General features: G+C 52.5%; 25 protein-coding genes and 1 pseudogene. 22 read left to right on the top strand and 4 right to left on the bottom strand.

All coding sequences use genetic code 11. The features are described from left to right. Positions 1 to 26: 26 nt before the first annotated feature. Positions 27 to 449: a dihydrofolate reductase family protein gene (locus tag QK890_RS09785; protein WP_004291474.1), complete on the top strand. Its 423-nt coding sequence runs from the start codon at positions 27 to 29 to the stop codon at positions 447 to 449. A 238-nt stretch (positions 450 to 687) separates the two neighbouring features. Continuing rightward, positions 688 to 1,293, top strand: a complete 606-nt coding sequence (locus QK890_RS09780; protein WP_032543186.1) for an RteC domain-containing protein — start codon at positions 688 to 690, stop codon at positions 1,291 to 1,293. 81 nt (positions 1,294 to 1,374) lie between these two features. Here the strand turns inward: QK890_RS09780 and mobC are convergent, their stop codons facing one another. From mobC to mobA, 3 genes are read right to left on the bottom strand one after another with little or no spacing between them, the layout of a single operon-like run. Then, positions 1,375 to 3,384, bottom strand: coding sequence for a conjugal transfer protein MobC (gene mobC / locus QK890_RS09775; RefSeq protein WP_032543187.1), 2,010 nt, complete (start codon positions 3,382 to 3,384; stop codon positions 1,375 to 1,377). Positions 3,385 to 3,414: 30 nt separating this feature from the next. Continuing rightward, on the bottom strand, positions 3,415 to 4,662 hold the full coding sequence (gene mobB, locus QK890_RS09770) for a conjugal transfer protein MobB (RefSeq protein WP_032543188.1): 1,248 nt from the start codon (positions 4,660 to 4,662) through the stop codon (positions 3,415 to 3,417). Then, positions 4,641 to 5,069, bottom strand: coding sequence for a conjugal transfer protein MobA (gene mobA, locus QK890_RS09765; RefSeq protein ID WP_005809224.1), 429 nt, complete (start codon positions 5,067 to 5,069; stop codon positions 4,641 to 4,643). The genes mobB and mobA overlap by 22 nt, the downstream gene beginning before the upstream one ends. Before the next feature lie 421 nt (positions 5,070 to 5,490). On the opposite strand from mobA, the gene QK890_RS09760 reads away from it, so the two are divergent. The 3 genes from QK890_RS09760 to QK890_RS09750 are packed head-to-tail and all read left to right on the top strand — an operon-like array spanning position 5,491 to position 6,983. Beyond that, the gene (locus QK890_RS09760) at positions 5,491 to 5,694 is read left to right on the top strand and encodes a hypothetical protein (RefSeq protein WP_032538122.1); all 204 of its coding nucleotides are present in this window, start codon (positions 5,491 to 5,493) and stop codon (positions 5,692 to 5,694) included. Positions 5,695 to 5,712: 18 nt separating this feature from the next. Beyond that, complete coding sequence (locus QK890_RS09755) at positions 5,713 to 6,540, top strand: ParA family protein (protein ID WP_229035918.1); 828 nt, start codon at positions 5,713 to 5,715, stop codon at positions 6,538 to 6,540. Positions 6,541 to 6,542: 2 nt separating this feature from the next. Continuing rightward, positions 6,543 to 6,983, top strand: coding sequence for a DUF3408 domain-containing protein (locus QK890_RS09750; RefSeq protein ID WP_032538179.1), 441 nt, complete (start codon positions 6,543 to 6,545; stop codon positions 6,981 to 6,983). 2 nt (positions 6,984 to 6,985) lie between these two features. Here the strand turns inward: QK890_RS09750 and QK890_RS09745 are convergent. Further along, positions 6,986 to 7,093, bottom strand: a pseudogene (locus QK890_RS09745) (IS110 family transposase); the annotation flags it as partial. Between the two features lie 216 nt (positions 7,094 to 7,309). Here QK890_RS09745 and QK890_RS09740 point away from each other — a divergent pair. From QK890_RS09740 to QK890_RS09660, 17 genes are all read left to right on the top strand, one after another. Then, a complete protein-coding gene (locus QK890_RS09740) occupies positions 7,310 to 7,663 on the top strand; it encodes a DUF3408 domain-containing protein (protein ID WP_005809216.1) in 354 nt (117 codons plus the stop codon). After that, positions 7,644 to 7,925: a DUF3408 domain-containing protein gene (locus QK890_RS09735; RefSeq protein WP_255419346.1), complete on the top strand. Its 282-nt coding sequence runs from the start codon at positions 7,644 to 7,646 to the stop codon at positions 7,923 to 7,925. The genes QK890_RS09740 and QK890_RS09735 overlap by 20 nt, the downstream gene beginning before the upstream one ends. Next, positions 7,922 to 8,638, top strand: a complete 717-nt coding sequence (locus tag QK890_RS09730; protein ID WP_005809212.1) for a hypothetical protein — start codon at positions 7,922 to 7,924, stop codon at positions 8,636 to 8,638. The genes QK890_RS09735 and QK890_RS09730 overlap by 4 nt, the downstream gene beginning before the upstream one ends. A 200-nt stretch (positions 8,639 to 8,838) precedes the next feature. Next, positions 8,839 to 9,150 (top strand): DUF4134 domain-containing protein, encoded by a 312-nt coding sequence (locus QK890_RS09725; RefSeq protein WP_005809211.1) that lies wholly within the window; start codon positions 8,839 to 8,841, stop codon positions 9,148 to 9,150. 10 nt (positions 9,151 to 9,160) lie between these two features. After that, positions 9,161 to 9,493, top strand: a complete 333-nt coding sequence (locus QK890_RS09720; RefSeq protein ID WP_005809208.1) for a DUF4133 domain-containing protein — start codon at positions 9,161 to 9,163, stop codon at positions 9,491 to 9,493. Continuing rightward, entirely contained in the window at positions 9,490 to 11,991 is a 2,502-nt protein-coding gene (locus QK890_RS09715) for a TraG family conjugative transposon ATPase (protein WP_005809205.1), read from the top strand. Before QK890_RS09720 ends, QK890_RS09715 begins: the two co-directional genes overlap by 4 nt. Positions 11,992 to 12,024: 33 nt before the next feature. After that, complete coding sequence (locus tag QK890_RS09710; RefSeq protein WP_005809203.1) at positions 12,025 to 12,408, top strand: DUF3876 domain-containing protein; 384 nt, start codon at positions 12,025 to 12,027, stop codon at positions 12,406 to 12,408. Between the two features lie 26 nt (positions 12,409 to 12,434). Continuing rightward, positions 12,435 to 13,064 (top strand): DUF4141 domain-containing protein, encoded by a 630-nt coding sequence (locus QK890_RS09705; protein WP_005809201.1) that lies wholly within the window; start codon positions 12,435 to 12,437, stop codon positions 13,062 to 13,064. 3 nt (positions 13,065 to 13,067) lie between these two features. Then, entirely contained in the window at positions 13,068 to 14,072 is a 1,005-nt protein-coding gene (gene traJ, locus QK890_RS09700; protein ID WP_005809199.1) for a conjugative transposon protein TraJ, read from the top strand. Positions 14,073 to 14,103: 31 nt separating this feature from the next. Continuing rightward, positions 14,104 to 14,727 carry a conjugative transposon protein TraK gene (gene traK, locus QK890_RS09695; protein WP_004308925.1) on the top strand — a complete coding sequence of 208 codons (624 nt, stop codon included), beginning with the start codon at positions 14,104 to 14,106 and terminating at the stop codon, positions 14,725 to 14,727. Positions 14,728 to 14,733: 6 nt separating this feature from the next. After that, positions 14,734 to 15,042: a TraL conjugative transposon family protein gene (locus QK890_RS09690; protein WP_005809197.1), complete on the top strand. Its 309-nt coding sequence runs from the start codon at positions 14,734 to 14,736 to the stop codon at positions 15,040 to 15,042. After that, entirely contained in the window at positions 15,023 to 16,441 is a 1,419-nt protein-coding gene (traM, locus tag QK890_RS09685; protein WP_005809196.1) for a conjugative transposon protein TraM, read from the top strand. The genes QK890_RS09690 and traM overlap by 20 nt, the downstream gene beginning before the upstream one ends. 54 nt (positions 16,442 to 16,495) lie before the next feature. Next, entirely contained in the window at positions 16,496 to 17,554 is a 1,059-nt protein-coding gene (gene traN / locus QK890_RS09680) for a conjugative transposon protein TraN (protein WP_005809194.1), read from the top strand. A gap of 2 nt (positions 17,555 to 17,556) precedes the next feature. Next, the gene (locus QK890_RS09675; RefSeq protein ID WP_005809192.1) at positions 17,557 to 18,132 is read left to right on the top strand and encodes a conjugal transfer protein TraO; all 576 of its coding nucleotides are present in this window, start codon (positions 17,557 to 17,559) and stop codon (positions 18,130 to 18,132) included. A gap of 8 nt (positions 18,133 to 18,140) precedes the next feature. Further along, positions 18,141 to 19,031, top strand: coding sequence for a toprim domain-containing protein (locus QK890_RS09670; RefSeq protein WP_005809191.1), 891 nt, complete (start codon positions 18,141 to 18,143; stop codon positions 19,029 to 19,031). 11 nt (positions 19,032 to 19,042) lie between these two features. After that, positions 19,043 to 19,549 carry a DUF3872 domain-containing protein gene (locus QK890_RS09665; protein ID WP_005809189.1) on the top strand — a complete coding sequence of 169 codons (507 nt, stop codon included), beginning with the start codon at positions 19,043 to 19,045 and terminating at the stop codon, positions 19,547 to 19,549. After that, entirely contained in the window at positions 19,546 to 20,073 is a 528-nt protein-coding gene (locus tag QK890_RS09660) for a glycoside hydrolase family protein (RefSeq protein WP_005809187.1), read from the top strand. The genes QK890_RS09665 and QK890_RS09660 overlap by 4 nt, the downstream gene beginning before the upstream one ends. Positions 20,074 to 20,088: the final 15 nt, after the last annotated feature.

The raw sequence follows: 20,088 nt of genomic DNA, 5'->3' as shown, positions 1-20,088 counted from the left end.
CCCTTGCCTAACGAAAGGAAACGATTATGGGTAAAGTTCAGATTCTCGCCGTACTGACGATGGACGGATGTCTTTCTTCAGAGTTATATGATAAAGCACATCAGGATTTGTGCCTTGACCGTTGCGGTCTTGATGAAATCAGGAAGAAAGCCTTTTACCGTGTGACACCGGACTATTCCATTTCAATGCTGCACGAATGGAGAAAAGACTGCACAAACATCCGTTACCTCGCGGAAGCCACACCGGACACGGCAGACTATATAAACGGACTGCTGCGGATGCACGCTGTGGATGAAATCATACTATACACCGTTCCTTTCATATCCGGAAGCGGACGACATTTTTTTAAGTCGGCTCTGCCAGAGCAACACTGGACGCTTTCCTCTTTGAAAAGCTATCCCAACGGTGTATGTCGCATTATCTATATCCTTGATAAAAAAGCAAGATAGCCAAAATGTGCGGCAAGCATACATTTCTATTTTCAGGAATAGAATAAATGTTCCGATTACAAACAATTTAAGTCGGAGATAATTTGTCCTTGTGAAAAAATACTGAATTTTATACCTCTGAAATCCAGCACTTTGTAAAATTGAGTGTTGGATTTTTTATTTTCTGCCGCGTTTTTTGCCAATTATATTCATGTGCGCACGCAGAAAACAAAGTGTAATTTTCAAAATTGACAGAACCATGAATTATTTCTTGCTGGCGGAAACCGACTTTTTCCGCCTGATAAACGAAGCCGGCGACTGCAATATGGAAACGGCATACACGGCTTTCGCCACCCAAGTGATCGAACTGTGCAACGGCGGCATGGACATGAACCTTACCGTCATCGCGCTTGCCTACATCGAAATCGAGTTGCAGCACCATCCCGTACGTAATCTGTCAGAAGAAAAAAGAGAGATTGCCGCCTACGTCAGCAAGGCTCTGTCTTTCGTAAGAAAGATGCAGAAATTCCTTGCCACGCCCCAAGTGCCACCACTAATATCCGCCAACAACGCAACAGAAACCACCGCCAGCCTTCTTCAATGGACGGGCAATGCCATCGACCTCGTGGAACTTATCTACGGCATAGACGTGATGGGCTGCATCAACAACGGCAATATGCCGCTCAAACAGCTCGCCCCACTTCTCTATAAGATATTCGGGGTTGATTCTAAAGACTGCTACCGCTTCTACACTGATATCAAACGCCGGAAGAACGAAAGCCGCACCTACTTCCTTGACAAAATGCAGGAAAAACTGAACGAGAAGATGCTCCGTGACGAAGAGATGGAGCGTATGAGAAGATAGACTAAGAATCCCTAAAGAATAACGGGCGGAGCAAGTTTGATACTTTGTTCCGCCCGCTTTCATTGCCTCACGTCAGCCCGGTTATTTCTGCTGTAACAGGTGTTTCAGATTGTCGTCGTTGGCAATCCGCTCCAGTTCCTCCTGAACAATCTGCTTGACTTCCTCCTTGATGCGCCTGTAATTCGCCTGCACCGTTTCCTTCATGTGGTCGTTGCCATCCTCGTCCGTGAAGTCGGTAATGACGGGTATCTTCTTGTAGGCTTTTTCCTCGCGTTTCACCTTCTCTGCATCCACGACAATCTCGCAGTGAAAAATCTTCTGTTCAATGCGCTCGTTGAAGTTATCGGACACAGAACCGACAAACATTCCCTGCGTCAAGCCGGAAATCTTGCTGGGCGGGATAAGCGCGTCCATCTGCGTATTGATAGAGGTGGAAACGTCCTGCCGGTTGATGGAAATGGACTGCCGTTTCTGCAAGACCTTTCCGAAGCGTTCGGATAGCGTCTTGGCGGTTTCACCCACCACCTGCCCGGAGAAGATATTACCGACGGTGTTCATCACGACTTTAGCTTCCTTATCGCCATAGTCGCGCACCAACTGGCTGAAATCCTGAAAGCCCAGACACACGGCAACCTTGTTGCTTCGTGCGGTGGCAATAAGGTTGTCCAGCCCCTTGAAATATATCGTCGGTAGTTCATCTATAATGACCGACGACTTCAGCATCCCCTTCTTGTTGATGAGCTTTACGATACGGGAGTTATACAGACCGAGAGCCGCACCATAAATATTCTGACGGTCGGGATTGTTACCCACGCACAGGATTTTCGGCTCTTCGGGATTGTTGATATCCAGCGTAAACTCGCTGTCCGACATTACCCAATAGAGTTGCGGGGAAATCATGCGCGAGAGCGGAATTTTCGCCGATGCTATCTGCCCTTGAAGCTGCTCAGCCGCCCCACCGAGCCAAGCATCCATGAATGGTGAGAGGTAGTTTTCAAGTTCGGGATATGAAGAAAGAATCGGGAAAATATCCTCGTAACGGCGGTTCAGGAACTCAATGGCATGGGGAAACGTGCAATACTTACCACCCTTATAGATTTTGAGATACCATATAATACTGGCAAACAAGATAATAGGTGATTCCACGAAGAAGTCACCCTGCTTCTGCACCCACGTTTTATTGAGATTGAGCATAATCGTGTACGCACTCTCGTAAGCGTCTGTAATATCCTCCATGAAATCCGGGTGAATGGGATTGCACCGATGAGAGCGTCGCGGGTCGTCGAAGTTGATCACATAGAACTTCGGCTTTACCTTGTAGCCGTCCGGGTGGTTCAGCAAATGGTTGTAGGCAATAGTAGATAGGTCGGGATACTTGAAATCGTAGATGTATTGACTAAAGCCCTTTTCAATCTGTTGCTTGATAAAATTGTTTACCACGGCATAGGACTTGCCGCTGCCCGGCGTACCCAACACGATGGACGCACGGAAGGGATTAACTACATTGATCCAACCGTTGTTCCAGCGTTTCCTGTAATAGAAACGTGTCGGCAGATTGACCGAATACTCACTTTCTATGAGCCGTGTTTCCTGCATGAAACTCTCGTTCTCGTTGTTGAATACATCGTCCATGAGGTTGTGCTTCAACAGGCGGCTCATCCACAGACCACCCATCAACAGGCAGACATAGCCCGTTCCAATGGTAAGGACATACAGTCCCGTCACCGCTTCAAGCGGCAGCGGCAGGGGCAGCAACCACCAGTTCAGGAAAAACAGCACGAACCCGACGGCAAATGCTGTCCAGATTCTCCCCCAAGTGATTTTCTCACCCTTGACACCCTTCGTACCCAGACAGGACAAGGCAAGCAAAAGGACGGAAAACAGCTTCGTGTAGAGAATGGAATGGAACAGCCCCGCCGTGCGGTCGAAGTTCAGAAGGATTTTGTCCACCACGCCGATGTTCACGCCCCACAGCCGGATGGCTTCGTAGCAGAACCAGTACACGTTCATGACCACTAAAATGATACTCACGGCACGCAGAAAATCCATGATTTTCGCCAATGCCCTCAAATCGTCTTCTTGTTGTGACATACATTGATTTTTTAATTGTTGATACTCTGATTACATACCCAAGCCCTTGCGTTTTTTCTTCTTTTTGCGCTTCATCGCCCGGATGAAGGCTTCCTCTTCAGCGTCCACTGCCGGACCTTCGGGGGCAAACAGGTTCATGCCGCTGGAATGGCTTTCGTATTCCCCTCCGGAATATCCTTGCCTGTTCTCCAGTTCCTCCACCGGAACGGAGAGCGGAATCGGCGGCTGTCCGGCATAAGGCAGCGTGAAGTGTTCCTGCAAGGCGTTGGCAGAAAGTTCCTTGCCCATGCGTGAGCCGTTTAACACGCAGCCCGTGCGGTGGTCGATGAACGTGGCTCCATAGATGCGCCCTTCCTCCGTGTAGCGTAGCACGGTGTCGATGCCCTTCCTTTTGAGCGTGGCAACAAACTTCTCCTTGTCATACGTGCCTTCCAGCACGGAAAAGACGGTGCGTTTCGTCATGTCAGCAAGTTTCCTGTCCTTAATCTCCTGCTTGGAACGGGCAAACTTCTTCTGTACGGCTTCATAGCCGACGGACTTCCCGAACAGTGAGGACTTGAAAGGATTACCGACCTTGTTACCCTTATCGTCCGTGACGGAATAGACCAGCCCGTGATACTCACGTCCGCGCACATTGCCATGCGCTTCCTCCACCGTCATATTATATAAGGAAAGAAGGGCGCGGTATTCGCCCATCGTCTGAAACTTGTATCTGCGGTTCAGTTCTCTAATCAGATTCCCCGCCTGCTTCTTCACGTCGCCCGCAGAAGCGTCCACTTTGCGCAGCGGCGTATCAAGACGGCGGTTCTTGCGTTCCGCGTCGTGCAGCCCGTATTTCCGTTCCAGTTCGCGTGTTATCTGCTTGCTCCGGTAAAAGTTATTCCGGGTGTCTATGCTCCTGCCTTCCTCGTCCACCCTGACCGTCACAATATGCAGATGGTGGCGGTCGATGTCCTCATGCTTGAAAACGAGATACGGCTGGTTGCCGAACCCCATCTTCTCCAGATACTCCCGTGCGATGTCCTGAAGTTCTGTGTCCGTCAAAATATCGTCGGGATGCGGATTGAGCGAGATATGCACCACCGGTTTCTTCACCTTCGACCGCACGGGCATCAGAGCGAGAAAGTCCTCCATAGCCCGGTGGATATCCACCGTCCCCGAACCGTCATTGTAGATGCGGTTGGTTGTCAGAAGCCGCCCTTTCGCCTCGTTGATCTTTTCCCCGTTGTAGGCAAGTGCGCCGTACAACGAGTTTCCTACACTGATTTTTGCGACCATTTTTCCTGCATCTCTCTTGAAAGTTCCACAATCCGGCGGCTCAGTTTCACGAGTTCGACGGTCTGTTGCTCCAGCTTGTAGAGCAACGCCATCGCCTTTTTCTCGGAAAAATGCAGCCTCAGTTCCTTCACGACTTGGTTGTAGTTCGTGCCTATCGCGCGGAACTGCGCATGAAAATCGGACAGTTTGGTGTAGTAATCCACCAGCGTCTTGTCCACTTTCAGCACTTTGAACGGCTGCCCGAAGAAGTGCGCTTTCAGGAAGACCGACTTGGCGTAAACGCCCGACTTCTCGAACATGGAGAGGAAACGGTTGTGTTCCTCCTCGCTGAAACGGACGGTGTAGCGGAACACCGCCGGATCGAGTTTGGGATTTCTCCCGCCTTTGTTTCTTCTTTTTTCACTCATATTACTTTGGATTTAGCGGTTTGACGGCATAAGCCGCCGCTTCGAGGCACAGCACCGCAGGTTTGAGAGGCTTCCCGACTTCGGAGGGTAAGCCCGCCCCCCTGCAAGGGCAAGGCGTTTTCGTGGCTGCTCAAAATATTTTGAGCGGCTGAAAACATACCTTGCTATGTTCAGGTGAACATAAAAATCCGTCGGGGACGGATTGGGGGAATGCCTTTCAAACCCCGGGCTGCGCCACCTGCGGCGAACCCTGCCGTTCGGGTGCAAAGTTACGCCCTTAACGCGGTATCGGACAGAGGCTTGACCCGGACAATCAGTGCCAACCGGCGCAACGTGCTGCCACTTGCCGGAGAAGTGATACAGATTCAAAAATATCCTTGTTTATTTGCAGCATGATTCAAGAAACGAACGATTTGAAGATATGGAAAAAGGAACTTTCAGATACCCGGCAAACCGCTTCGGCGGATATTTGCCAAACCGAATATCCGAACCGTCGGATACCCGGTTTTCCAGTGACGTGGTGATTCACGGATTCAATGACTTCATGACGCAATGCCGTCATTCACCGGTTATCCGAATCCCGGCTTCGCCATTGAAGCGGATACGTGACGGACCGCCCGGATAATGATTCACGGACGCGGATATGTATGTCACCGCTTCCGTACAGGAACAGGAAAACAATTTATCAACCATTAAAAGCAATAGAACCATGAGTAATGAAATCTTCGTTGCATTCGCAACACAAAAGGGAGGTATTGGAAAATCGACCGTCACGGCTCTTGCCGCCAGCTACCTCCACAACGTGCAAGGTCACAATGTCGCCGTCATAGATTGCGACGCCCCGCAACACAGCATCCACGGACTGCGTGAACGTGAAACGAAACTTATCGACGAGAGCCTCTATTTCAAGGCACTCGCGTGTGACCACTTCCGCAAAATAAAAAAGAACGCCTATCCGGTCATTGCAAGCGACGCCCTCAACGCCCTTGACGATGCCGAAAGGATGCTTGCCGAAGAAGATGCGAAACCGGACATCGTGTTCTTCGATATGCCGGGAACGCTGAAAAGCAACGGTGTGGTAAAGACCCTCTCACAGATGGATTACATCTTCGCGCCCATGAGTGCCGACCGCTTTGTCGTGGAAAGCACCCTGCAATTCGCCGTGATGTTCCGTGACAACCTCATGACGACGGGGCAGGCGAAAACAAAAGGGCTGTACCTGTTCTGGACGATGGTGGACGGCAGGGAGAAGAACGGGCTGTACGACCTGTATGAAGATGTGATTGCCGAAATGGGGTTGTCGGTGTTGTCCACCCGCCTGCCCGACAGCAAGAAGTTCCGGCGTGACCTCTCGGAAGAGCGCAAGAGCGTATTCCGCTCTACCATCTTCCCGATGGATGTGTCCCTTCTGAAAGGGAGCGGTATCCGTGAGTTCTCGGAAGAAATCAGCCGTATCATCAAACCTCAATGAGCATGGGCAGCAGGAAAGTGAACACCGAAGGCATTGACGAGGAACTGTTGATAGCCTCCATCGGCAGGCGCAAGCAGGACGGGACTCTGTACCGCGCACAGGAGCCGCCCGTGCCTGCCCCCGAAGAAGAGAGCGTCCCGGAAACGGAACCACCGCCCACGGCATCCCCGTCAAGGGAGAAGGTGCAGAAAGACATCGCCCGCCGCAAACGGCAAGAGGACGACTATTCCGGTCTGTTCCTCCGCCGCAACGAGATAAAGACACGCCAGTGCGTCTATATCAGCCGGGACGTACACAGCAAGATTCTTAAAATCGTGAATGACATCGCCGGACGGGAAATCTCGGTAGGCGGCTACGTGGACACCGTGCTGCGCCAACATCTGGAACAGCACAAGGAGAAAATAAACGAACTGTACAAGAAACAACGTGAAGACTTAATTTGAATATGAACACCTTTGGTCGTGTTCTTGAAAGTCTTGGTCTTACTGTTCTTGGCAGAAGAATAAGCCACGACGAAAGTAGCCTTACTGACATCAATTCCAACGTAGGTCATAGTCTTAACAATTTATTGAGACAACATCTATACATCTTGAACCACCATTGCGAATGCGGGGTCAAAAGCCCATTGAACTATCCGGTTTCTGATGTAAAAGTGTGGGGGCAGAACATATTCTACGGTCTTTTTGACTAATGGATACTCGGTCTTATTCCACACTTTGATGTTGAATGTTTATGCAAAAGTATAAAGAGTAAATAATATACAATGGATATGAATCAGGAAAAGAATCAGAAAAACAGAAGTCCGCACCATGACGGCGGAGGTTTGCTTGCCCAAGTGCAGGCGAGTGTGGAAATCCTGTCGCCCGTGCCGGTAGGCGGCAAATGCAGAGAAAAGGACTATGAACGGCTTTTCATCCGTGAACCCGAAGTAAAGGCACGCGAGGGGAAGATGGCATACGTGCGCCCGGAGTATCACGACCGCATCATGCGCATAACCCGTGTAATCGGGCATGACAGGCTTTCGCTGTCCGCCTACATCGACCATGTGCTTACACACCACTTCAACCAGTGCGAAGAGGCGATAAAGAGCCTTTACGCCCGGAATTACGACGCAGTATTTTAATCATCAAAAAGAAAAAGAAATGAGAAGAAAAAAGAATGATTATCGTGCCTTCCTGAAAAAATCAGGTTTCAAGGCAAGGGAAGGGAAACAAGTGTCCATCAGCAAAGAGACCCATGACAAGGTTGCCATGATTGTCCGCTGGCTGGGTGATGGTGAAGTCACAATGGCCGACTTCACTGAGAACGTGGTAAGCGAGTTTCTCCGTACACACCGTGACGAACTGAACCGTATGTTAAACGCAGTCCCCAGAGTAGAATTATGAACATGACTGACATTCTCCTGACCGTATCGGTCGGCTGCAACCTGTGGTTCCTGTTCCTGCTGCTCTACGACCGCATCATGGAAACGAGATTCGTCCGCTTCCTTAAAGGCATTGCCGGGTTTTGGCGGTCATTGGGCGGCACGGAGGTGAAGCAGGAAACGGCACGGGAAACACCTCCCGGAGAAACATCGGACATCATCGGCAGGAGCCATTTCAAGATGGCATCAACCCGGACAACCGCTGCCATACTGACGCAAGAAGCCGCCACTTCGAAAAAAGGCATTGAGCTGTCGGAGGAAGAGGCTACTTTTGACGATGGAAACACGGAAACCGTGTCCCACCCGGCACAAGTCCCGGAGGAAAAACTCGATGAAACCTTCACGAGCATCCCGCCTTCGGAACTGGAGTTCGGGGAGGATGAACCGGAGGACGGAACGCCCGACACACCGAGAGCTACGGGAAGCAGTTTTGACGAGATAGACGATGCGGTCAGGGCAGCCAAGAACCCGGAAGCGACAACGGCAGAACGGGAACGTGCGGCAAAGGTCTTCTCCGATATGGAAGGAACGGAACTGTACGAGAAACTGATGTCCGGCTCGACGGAACTGAGCATCCGTATCAAGGGGCTTATCGAAGTCCGGCTGAAGAAGCCGAAAAAGGAATTTACCGTACCCGACAACATTGACGAGTTCAATATCCGGGACTATGTATAACGGCTAAAAAAGAGTGGAAATGAAAACGTAAGACGGCATCACACCATGCGCACGGCAGTACAAGGTACAGCCAACCCGCAACGGACACACCCAAGTCCGTGGAAACAAACGGGCAACCACTAAACCAAAGTAAAGTAATCAAGTATCAACCGCCCGAAAAAGGACTATCCACCCTTTGGACGGCACAAAAAGAACAGTTTATGAATAAGAACATCAGACAAAAGTTCATCATCTCTGCGGCACTTATGATTGCCGCAACCGCCTCCGCATTTGCGCAGGGAAACGGCATCGCAGGCATCAACGAAGCCACCTCTATGGTGAGTTCGTATTTTGACCCCGGCACGAAACTTATCTATGCCATCGGCGCGGTGGTCGGTCTTATCGGAGGCGTAAAAGTCTATGGCAAGTTTTCATCCGGCGACCCGGATACCTCGAAAACCGCAGCCTCGTGGTTCGGCGCATGTATTTTTTTAATTGTAGCTGCGACTATCCTGCGCTCATTCTTCCTTTAATAAACAATGTATGGCTGAATACCCGATAAACAAGGGTATCGGTCGTCCGGTCGAGTTCAAGGGTCTAAAGGCTCAGTACCTCTTCATCTTCTGCGGAGGCCTGCTGGCACTCTTCATCCTGTTCGTCATCCTCTATATGGTCGGCATCGACCAGTGGATATGTATCGGCTTCGGCGCGGCATCGTCTTCCGTCCTCGTATGGCAGACCTTCGCGCTGAACGCCCGGTACGGCGAACACGGGCTTATGAAATTAGGAGCTATAAGGAGCCATCCCCGATACCTTATCAACCGGCGGCGGATCACCCGATTATTCAAACGGCAACGAAAGGAAGAAACGACATGAGAAATACATCCAAAATGACAACACTGGAAAACAAGTTCCCCCTGCTGGCTGTGGAACATGGCTGCATCATTTCCAAAGACGCCGACATCACGGTGGCTTTTGAGGTGGAACTGCCGGAGCTTTATACCGTGACGGGCGCGGAGTACGAGGCGATACACGGCTGCTGGTGCAAGGCTATCAAGGTACTGCCGGACTTCTGCGTCGTGCATAAGCAGGACTGGTTCATCAAGGAACGCTACAAGCCGGAGTTACAGAAAGACGACATGAGTTTCTTGAGCCGTTCATTTGAACGACACTTCAACGAGCGTCCGTACCTGAAACACTCCTGCTACCTCTACCTGACCAAGACGACAAAGGAGCGTAACCGGATGCAGAGCAATTTCAGCACGCTGTGCCGTGGGCATATCATCCCGAAGGAGCTGGACAAGGAAACCGCCGGGAAGTTCATGGAGGCCGCTGAACAGTTCGAGCGCATCATGAACGACAGCGGCTTCGTGAGACTCCGCCGCCTCTCCATCGATGAGATTGTCGGGACGGAGAAGTCCGCCGGGCTGATAGAGCGTTACTTCTCGCTCATGCCTGAAGGCGACACGACCTTGCAGGACATCGACCTCTCGGCAAAGGAAATGCGCATCGGCGACAACCGCCTGTGCCTGCACACCCTCTCCGACGCGGAGGATATGCCCGGAAAGGTGGCTACCGACATCCGCTACGAGAAACTCTCCACCGACCGCTCGGACTGCCGTCTCTCCTTCGCCTCACCCGTGGGGCTGCTGCTCTCCTGCAACCACATCTACAACCAGTATGTGATTATCGACAACAGCGAGGAAAATTTACAGAAGTTCGAGAAGTCCGCGAGGAATATGCAGTCGCTATCCCGATACAGCCGGAGCAACAGCATCAACCGCGAGTGGATAGACCAGTACCTGAACGAAGCCCATTCCTACGGGCTGACATCGGTACGGGCGCACTTCAACGTCATGGCGTGGAGCGATGACACGGAGGAACTGAAACATATCAAGAACGACGTGGGCAGCCAGCTGGCGAGCATGGAGTGCGTGCCGCGCCACAACACCATCGACTGCCCGACGCTCTACTGGGCGGCGATGCCCGGCAACGCGGCGGACTTCCCGGCGGAAGAGAGTTTCCACACCTTCATCGAGCAGGCTGTGTGCCTCTTTACGGAGGAAACTAACTACCGCAGTTCGCTATCGCCCTTCGGTATCAAGATGGTGGACAGGCTAACGGGAAAGCCGCTGCACCTCGACATCTCTGACCTGCCGATGAAGCGGGGCATCACCACCAACCGCAACAAGTTCGTATTAGGTCCTTCGGGCAGCGGCAAATCCTTCTTTATGAACCACCTCGTGAGGCAATACTACGAGCAGGGTACGCACGTAGTGCTGGTGGACACGGGAAACTCCTATCAGGGCTTGTGCGAGATGATCCGGCGCAAAACAAACGGGGCGGACGGCGTGTACTTCACCTACACGGAGGAGAAACCGATTTCGTTCAACCCGTTCTACACCGATGATTACGTGTTCGACGTGGAGAAGAAGGACAGTATCAAGACATTGCTGCTGACGCTCTGGAAGTCGGAGGACGACAAAGTGACGAAGACGGAGAGCGGCGAACTGGGCAGTGCGGTGAACGCCTATATCGAGTGTATCAGGGCTGACAGGAGCATCATCCCCTCGTTCAACACCTTCTACGAGTATATGCGTGACGACTACCGCCGCGAACTGGCAGAACGTGAGATAAAGGTGGAGAAGTCCGATTTCAACATCGACAATATGCTCACCACCATGCGGCAGTATTACCGGGGAGGACGCTACGACTTCCTGCTCAACTCCACGGAGAACATCGACCTGCTCGGCAAGCGGTTCATTGTCTTCGAAATTGACAGTATTAAGGAAAATCGCGAACTTTTCCCTGTGGTAACAATCATCATCATGGAAGCCTTCATCAACAAGATGCGCCGTCTGAAAGGCGTGCGCAAACAGCTGATAGTGGAAGAGGCTTGGAAGGCTCTCTCTTCGGCGAACATGGCTGAGTACCTGCGCTATATGTACAAGACCGTGCGCAAGTATTACGGGGAGGCAATCGTGGTGACGCAGGAGGTGGACGACATCATTTCCTCGCCCGTCGTCAAGGAGAGCATCATCAATAATTCCGACTGCAAGATACTCCTCGACCAGCGGAAGTACATGAACAAGTTTGATGCCATACAGTCCCTGTTGGGGCTGACGGAGAAGGAGAAGTCGCAGATACTCTCCATCAACATGGCGAACAACCCGTCAAGGCTCTACAAGGAAGTCTGGATCGGACTGGGCGGCACGCAGTCGGCGGTCTATGCCACCGAAGTTAGTGCTGAAGAGTATCTGGCGTACACCACTGAAGAAACGGAGAAGGTGGAGGTTTACCGTCTGGCGGAGCAGCTGGGCGGCGACATCGAAGCCGCCATCCGGCAGCTTGCCGAAAGACGAAGGAATAAGTAAAAACAGATTCATCAACTAAAAAAGAAAATGCGTATGAGTATATCAAGAACGAAAATGCTGCAAGTCAGCAAGTGTTTAATCGGGCTGGCGGTCATGATGCTGCAATCCTGCGATGTAGCGGACAATCGCCGTGATCTGCTTTGCGGGAACTGGGAAAGTGTGGAAGGCAAGCCCGACGTGCTTATCTACAAGGAGGGCGAAGCCTATAAGGTGACGGTATTCAAGCGGAGCGGCATCCGCCGCAAACTAAAGCCGGAAACCTATCTCTTGCAGGAGGAGAACGGCAACCTGTTCATGAACACCGGCTTCCGTATCGACGTGTCCTACAACGAAGCGACGGACATCCTGACCTTCTCGCCGAACGGGGACTACGTGCGTGTGAATCCGAAACCGGACCATCCGATAAGCGAGCAATAACGATAACCACTAAAATCCAAAGTAACATGAGAACAAGAATAACATTTATTATCTGCCTGTGCCTGTTTGCAGTCGGCAGGGCAAGCGCACAGTGGGCGGTGATAGACCCGTCCAACATCGCGCAGAGCATCGTGAACACTTCCAAGAACGTGGTACACACTTCCACGACCGCCCAGAATATGATAAAAAATTTTCAAGAGACGGTGAAGATTTACGAGCAGGGCAAGAAGTATTACGACGCACTCAAATCCGTGAACAATCTGGTAAAGGACGCCCGGAAGGTGCAGCAGACCATCCTGATGGTGGGTGACATCACCGACACCTATGTGACCAGCTTCCAGAGGATGATGCGTGACGACAACTTCACGGTGGAGGAACTGGGAGCCATCGCCTTTGGCTACACCAAGCTGTTGGAGGAATCCAACGACGTGCTGACGGAGCTGAGGAACGTGGTGAACATCACCACGCTCTCCATGACGGACAAGGAGCGCATGGATGTGGTGGAACGCTGCTACTCCAAGATGAAGCATTACCGCAACCTCGTGAGCTACTACACCAACAAGAACATCAGCGTGAGCTACCTGCGGGCGAAGAAGAAGAACGACCTCGACCGCATCATGGGGCTGTACGGGAACATGAACGAAAGATACTGGTAGCCTATGAATTTCGACAACCTTCACCAGATTCTGCGCTCGCTCTACGAGCAGATGATGCCGCTATGCGGGGACATGGCGGGCGTGGCGAAAGGCATCGCCGGGCTGGGTGCGCTGTTCTACGTCGCCTACCGGGTGTGGCAGTCGCTGGCGAGAGCCGAACCGATAGACGTGTTCCCCATGCTCCGCCCCTTTGCGATAGGCTTGTGCATCATGTTCTTCCCGACGGTGGTATTAGGCACGATAAACAGTATCATGTCGCCCGTTGTGCAGGGCACGGCAAAGATGCTGGAGGCGGAAACGCTGGACATGAACCAGTACCGTGAGCAGAAAGACAAACTGGAATACGAGGCGATGATGCGCAACCCCGAAACCGCCTACCTTGTGTCAAACGAGGAGTTTGACAAACAGCTGGAGGAACTGGGCTGGTCGCCCGGCGACATGGTAACGATGGCGGGAATGTATATCGAACGTGGGATGTACAACATGAAGAAAGGCATCCGCGATTTCTTCCGCGAGATACTGGAACTGATGTTCCAAGCCGCCGCCCTCGTGATAGACACCATCCGCACCTTTTTTCTCGTGGTGCTGGCGATACTCGGTCCGATAGCCTTCGCCATATCGGTATGGGACGGCTTTCAAAGTACACTCACACAGTGGATATGCCGCTACATACAGGTTTATCTGTGGCTGCCCGTGTCGGATATGTTCAGCACCATACTGGCGAAGATTCAGGTGCTGATGCTGCAAAGCGACATCGAGCGCATGCAGGCTGACCCGAACTTCTCGCTGGATTCGAGCGACGGTGTGTATATCGTCTTCATGATCATAGGAATCATCGGCTATTTCACCATCCCCACGGTAGCAGGCTGGATTATCCAAGCCGGAGGCATGGGAAGCTACGGTCGCAACGTGAACCAGACGGCAGGACGAGCCGGAAGCATGGCGGGCAGCGTGGCGGGTGCAACCGCAGGAAACGTGGTCGGACGTGCCGGGAAACTGCTGAAATAATCAACTGACAATTAAAAACGAATAAATAACAATGGAATTTAAGTCACTTAAAAACATCGAATCATCGTTCAGGCAGATACGCCTGTTCGGTATCGTCTTCCTCTCGCTGTGCGCCGTGATAACGGTATGGAGCGTGTGGAGTTCCTACCGCTTTGCGGAACGGCAACGGGAAAAGATTTACGTGCTGGACAACGGCAAGTCGCTGATGCTGGCTCTCTCGCAGGACTTGTCGCAGAATCGTCCGGCGGAGGCAAGGGAACACGTGCGCCGCTTCCACGAGCTTTTCTTCACACTCTCACCCGAAAAGAGCGCGATAGAGCATAACGTGAAACGCGCCCTGCTGCTGGCAGACAAAAGCGTGTACAACTACTATTCGGACTTCGCCGAGAAGGGATACTACAACCGCATCATCGCCGGAAACATCAATCAGGTGCTGAAGGTGGACAGCGTGGTATGCGACTTCAACGGCTATCCCTACCGTGCCGTGACCTACGCCACACAGAAGATCATCCGGCAAAGCAACGTCACCGAGCGCAGCCTCGTGACCACGTGCCGCCTCTTGAACTCGTCCCGTTCGGACGACAATCCCAACGGTTTCACCATCGAGGGATTCACCATCATCGAGAACAAGGATTTACAAACCATCAAAAGGTAAACGGATATGAAGAAAATCAGAAAATCATTTTGGCGTGCGTACTGGAGGATCCACGACAAAAAGAAAATGCTGGTGGCAAGGCTCAAAGGCTATCTGGACGGTTTGCCCCCGAAGACACGCAAACGCATCGTGCTGGCGATGCTCGCCGCTTTCGCGGTGCTTGCCCTCTACACCTTCGGCAAAGCCGTCTATGACATCGGCAGGAATGACGGCAGCCGGATAGCAACAGACCATGCCGGACAGGTGGAACTGTCCGTAAAGCCGGACAACAATCATAATGTAATACTTTATTTATATGGAACAGACGAAGAATGAACCTAAAAACGAGAACAAGGCGGCTCCCGACAACGGGAAACCGAAGAACCGACGCCAAGCCGAGAGCCATCAAGCCTGCTTGAATGGCCAAGGCGCGAAGGAGGAAGGCAAAGCCAAGGAGCGCAAGCCGCTGACCGAAGCCCAAAGGCTGAAACGTCAGAAAATGATAGTGCTGCCCGCTATGGTGCTGGTATTCATCGGGGCGATGTGGCTGATATTCGCCCCATCTTCCGACAAGGAGCAGCAACCGGGGACGGGAGGTTACAACATCGAAATGCCCGACGCAGACAAGGCGAACCGTCAGATTATCGGCGACAAGGCGAAAGCATACGAACAGGGGGCGATGGAGGAACGGCAGGAGAACCGCAGCCGCGCCATGCAGGAACTGGGCGATATGTTCGACCGCGAGGTGGCGGAAACGGACAGCGGCAGGGACTTCGACCTTGCCAATCCCGGAGGAACGGAAGAGAACGTGAAGTCCGCACCGAAGACCATCCAATCCTCCGCAGCCGCCTACCGCGACCTCAATGCCACGCTCGGCAACTTCTATGAGCAACCGAAGAACGACAATGCGGAAATGGATGAACTGTTGGAGCGTATCGCCTCGCTGGAATCGGAATTGGAAAGCGAGAAAGGCAAGGTGTCCGCTATGGATGACCAAGTGGCACTCATGGAGAAGTCCTATGAACTGGCGGCAAAGTACATGGGCGGACAGAACGGCACACAGCCACCTGTCGGACAGGCGGCAGAGCCTTGCCCCGTGCAGAAAACCGGAAAGAACACGGCTGCACCTGTCAGGCTGGTGGCGCATCAGGTTGTATCCTCGCTCTCACAGCCGATGAGCAACGCCGAGTTTGTCGCCTCCTTCTCGCAAGAGCGTAACCGCAGTTTCAATACGGCGGTGGGCGTCACGACCGTATCGGACAAAAACACCATATCGGCGTGCGTTTATGGGGCGCAGAGTGTGACGGACGGGCAGGCTGTCAAGCTCCGTCTGTTGGAGCCGATGGCGGTAGCGGACAAAATCATCCCCCGTAATGCGGTGGTGGTAGGCACGGCAAAGATTCAGGGCGAACGGCTTGATATTGAAATCACGTCGCTGGAATATGCTGGTACGATTATCCCGGTAGAGCTGGAGGTGTATGACACGGACGGGCAGCCCGGTATCTTCATTCCGAACTCTATGGAAATGAATGCCGTTAGGGAGGTTGCCGCCAACATGGGCGGATCGCTGGGCAGCAGCATCAATATATCCACCAACGCAGGGGCACAGCTCGCCTCCGACTTGGGCAAGGGGCTGATACAAGGCACGAGCCAGTATATCGCCAAGAAGATGCGTACCGTCAAAGTGCATCTGAAAGCCGGGTACAAGGTCATGCTCTATCAGGACAGAAATTGAAAACAGAAAAAGCAACAACAATCCAATTTTTATTTACCACTAAAATCCAAAGTAATGAGAAAAGTAATCATCATGTTTGCCCTCGCTATGGGCATCGTAACTGCCAACGCGCAGGAGAACGTAACCGTTGGAACGGACAATGGAAGTGAACCGACGAACGAAGCGAGAGCAGAGGCAAGCTCGCTTGACTATGCCTTGCAAGGAGGAGGAAGGCAAAGCCAACAACCGACCTTGACAAAGGAGGTCTATCCGCAGAAGGAGGCGGACGGCGACCTGTATCACGGGCTGACAAAGAAGCTGACCTTCGACCGCATGGTTCCCCCGCACGGTTTGGAAGTGACCTACGACAAGACCGTCCACGTCATTTTCCCCTCGGAAGTGCGTTATGTCGATTTAGGCTCGCCCGACCTGATTGCGGGCAAAGCCGACGGAGCGGAGAACGTCATCCGCGTGAAAGCTACCGTGAGGAACTTCCCGAACGAAACCAATATGTCCGTTATAACGGAGGACGGTAGTTTCTATACCTTCAACGTGAAATATGCAGCCGAACCGCTGCTGCTCAACGTGGAGATGTGCGACTTCATCCATGACGGCGAGAAGGTAAACCGCCCGAACAACGCGCAGGAAATCTATCTGAAGGAACTGGGTAGCGAAAGCCCGATGCTGGTGCGCCTTATCATGAAGTCCATCCACAAGCAGAACAAGCGCGAGGTGAAGCACATCGGCTGCAAGCGATTCGGCATCCAGTACCTGCTTAAAGGTATCTACACGCATAACGGTTTGCTCTATTTCCATACGGAGATAAAGAACCAGAGCAACGTGCCTTTCGATGTGGACTACGTCACATGGAAAATCGTGGACAAGAAGGTGGCGAAGCGTACCGCCGTGCAGGAGCAGATCATCTTGCCGCTCCGTGCGCAGAATTACGCCACGCTCGTGCCGGGCAAGAAGAGCGAGCGCACGGTATTCACGATGGCGAAGTTCACCATCCCCGATGACAAATGCATCGTGGTGGAACTCAACGAGAAGAACGGAGGTCGCCACCAGTCTTTCGTGATTGAAAACGAGGACTTGGTACGTGCCAATACCATCAACGAACTTCAAGTGCGCTGACCATGAGAAAGTACATCGCAATAATCATCGCGTCGCTTGCCCTGTGTACGGGGCAAGCGCACGCCCAGCGATGCCTGCCGAAGATGCAGGGCATCGAGGTCAGGGCGAATATGGCGGACGGCTTCAATCCCGGCGGCAACGACGGCGGATACAGTTTCGGGGCGGCTCTTTCCACCTACACGAAAAAGGGGAACAAATGGGTGTTCGGTGGCGAATACCTGTTGAAGAACAACCCTTACAAGGACGGGAAAATACCCGTGGCGCAGTTCACGGCGGAGGGCGGATACTACTTCAAAATACTTTCCGATGCCCGAAAAATCGTGTTCGTCTATGCAGGGGCTTCGGCTCTTGCCGGATATGAATCAGTGAACTGGGGCGAGAAGGTGCTGCATGACGGCTCCACGCTCCATGACCGGGACGCCTTCATCTACGGTGGTGCGCTGACGCTCGATATGGAGCTTTACGTGGCTGACCGTATTGCTCTGCTTGCCAATCTCCGGGAGCGTTGCCTGTGGGGTGGCGACACGAGGAAGTTTCATACGCAGTGGGGCGTGGGCATCAAGTTTATCATTAACTAACGCACTGCATGGAACGGACGGAAATCGACGCCATGAGGCAGATACCCCTTGCGGACTTCCTCGCACGGTTAGGACATGAGCCTGTCCGAAGAAGCGGCAACGAGTTGTGGTATCGTGCGCCATACCGCAATGAGCGCACGCCCTCTTTCCGTGTGAACGTGGCAAAACAGCTTTGGTACGACTTCGGAACGGGCAAGGGCGGTGACATCTTCACGCTTGCCGGGGAGTTTATCGGAAGCAACGACTTCATGGAACAAGTGAAGTTCATAGCGGAAACCGCCAATATGCCTATGCCTGTTCCCGAAGTGAGTAAACCGACTTTCCTGCCTAAACGGTCAGAACCTGCCTTTGAGGGTATGGAAACCGCCCCACTGCTTCATTCTCCACTGACGGACTATCTGGCGGAACGTGGCATCCCTTACGGCATTGCATCCCGGTATTGTTGCCGACTGAATTATAGAGTGCGTGGCAAGCGGTATTTCGCCGTCGGTTTTCCGAACGTAGCGGGCGGCTTTGAAATCCGCAGCCGTTTTTTCAAAGGCAGCGTGCCTCCGAAGGATGTGTCGCTGGTCAAAATGGAAAGTTCTCAGGCTGATGTGTGCAGCGTGTTCGAGGGCTTCATGGACTTTCTTTCCGCCGTCACGCTCGGATTGGAAACGGGCGACTGCCTTGTGCTGAACTCCGTCGCCAATGTGGAAAAGGCTATGAGGTATCTGGACGGTTACGGGCGCATAGACTGTTACCTCGACCGTGACGAAGCCGGACGGCGGACGTTGGAAATGCTGAAAGGACACTATGGGGAACGTGTCTGTGACCGTTCCGCCCTCTATGACGGTTGCAAGGACTTGAACGAGTATCTGCAACTGACAACGAAAAAAGAAATGAACAATAACTTATAAATCAAAAGACAATGAACATACTGAACAACAAGAACAAGAGAATATCAATCTTCAAGGCGTTGGCACTCTGCCTGTTCGCCGCCGTGTCGCTCACGCTTATTTCGTGTGACGACGATATGGACATCCAGCAATCCTATCCTTTCACGGTGGAAACTATGCCTGTGCCGAACAAAGTGACGAAGGGACAGACGGTTGAAATACGCTGTGAGCTGAAAAAGACGGGCGACTTCGCCAATACCCTCTATACTATCCGGTATTTCCAGTTCGAGGGAGAAGGAACGCTGAAAATGGACAACGGTATCACGTTCCTGCCCAATGACCGCTACCTGCTCGAAAACGAGAAGTTCCGGCTGTACTACACGGCGGATGGTGAGGAGGCGCACAACTTCATCGTGGTAGTGGAGGACAATTTCGGCAACTCCTATGAGTTGGAATTTGACTTCAACAACCGAAACGTGAAGGATGACGGGGTTATCACTGTTGTCCCCATCGGGAACTTCAAGCCCCTTACACGATGATGCGTGTATTCATGGCTATCCTCTGTTCGCTTCTGACGGTCTGTTCCGTGTCCGCACGGGACAGCCGCCATGAGGGAACGGACGGGCAGGCGGCTATCTACCGGCTGCCACCATTCGAGAGGGCAGTACGATGCACGAAGTATTTTGAGGGCTGGCATTCGGAAAAACATCACCCGTATGTAGGATATGGACATCGGTTGCAGCCGGGCGAAAGGTATTCGGCACGCACCATGACGAAGCGGCAGGCGGACGCGCTTCTGCGGAAAGACCTGCGGAAGTTCTGCGCGATGTTCCGGCAGTTCGGGAAGGATTCGCTCTTGCTTGCCACGCTCGCCTACAATGTCGGTCCGTACCGTCTGTTGGGAAGCGGAAAGATACCCAAAAGCACGCTGATCCGAAAGTTGGAGGCAGGCGATAGGAACATCTATCGGGAGTATATCGCTTTCTGCAACTACAAGGGTAAACGTCATGCCATGCTGCTCAAACGGAGAAAGGCGGAGTTTGCGCTACTGTATGTACCATAAAAAGTAAGTGTCCGA

It is taken from the genome of Bacteroides sp. NGMCC 1.200775 (assembly GCF_040798045.1).
GTDB lineage: Bacteria > Bacteroidota > Bacteroidia > Bacteroidales > Bacteroidaceae > Bacteroides > Bacteroides hominis.
The sequence above is the reverse complement of the archived record's forward strand: the minus strand, read 5'-3'. Positions and strand labels throughout refer to the sequence as shown.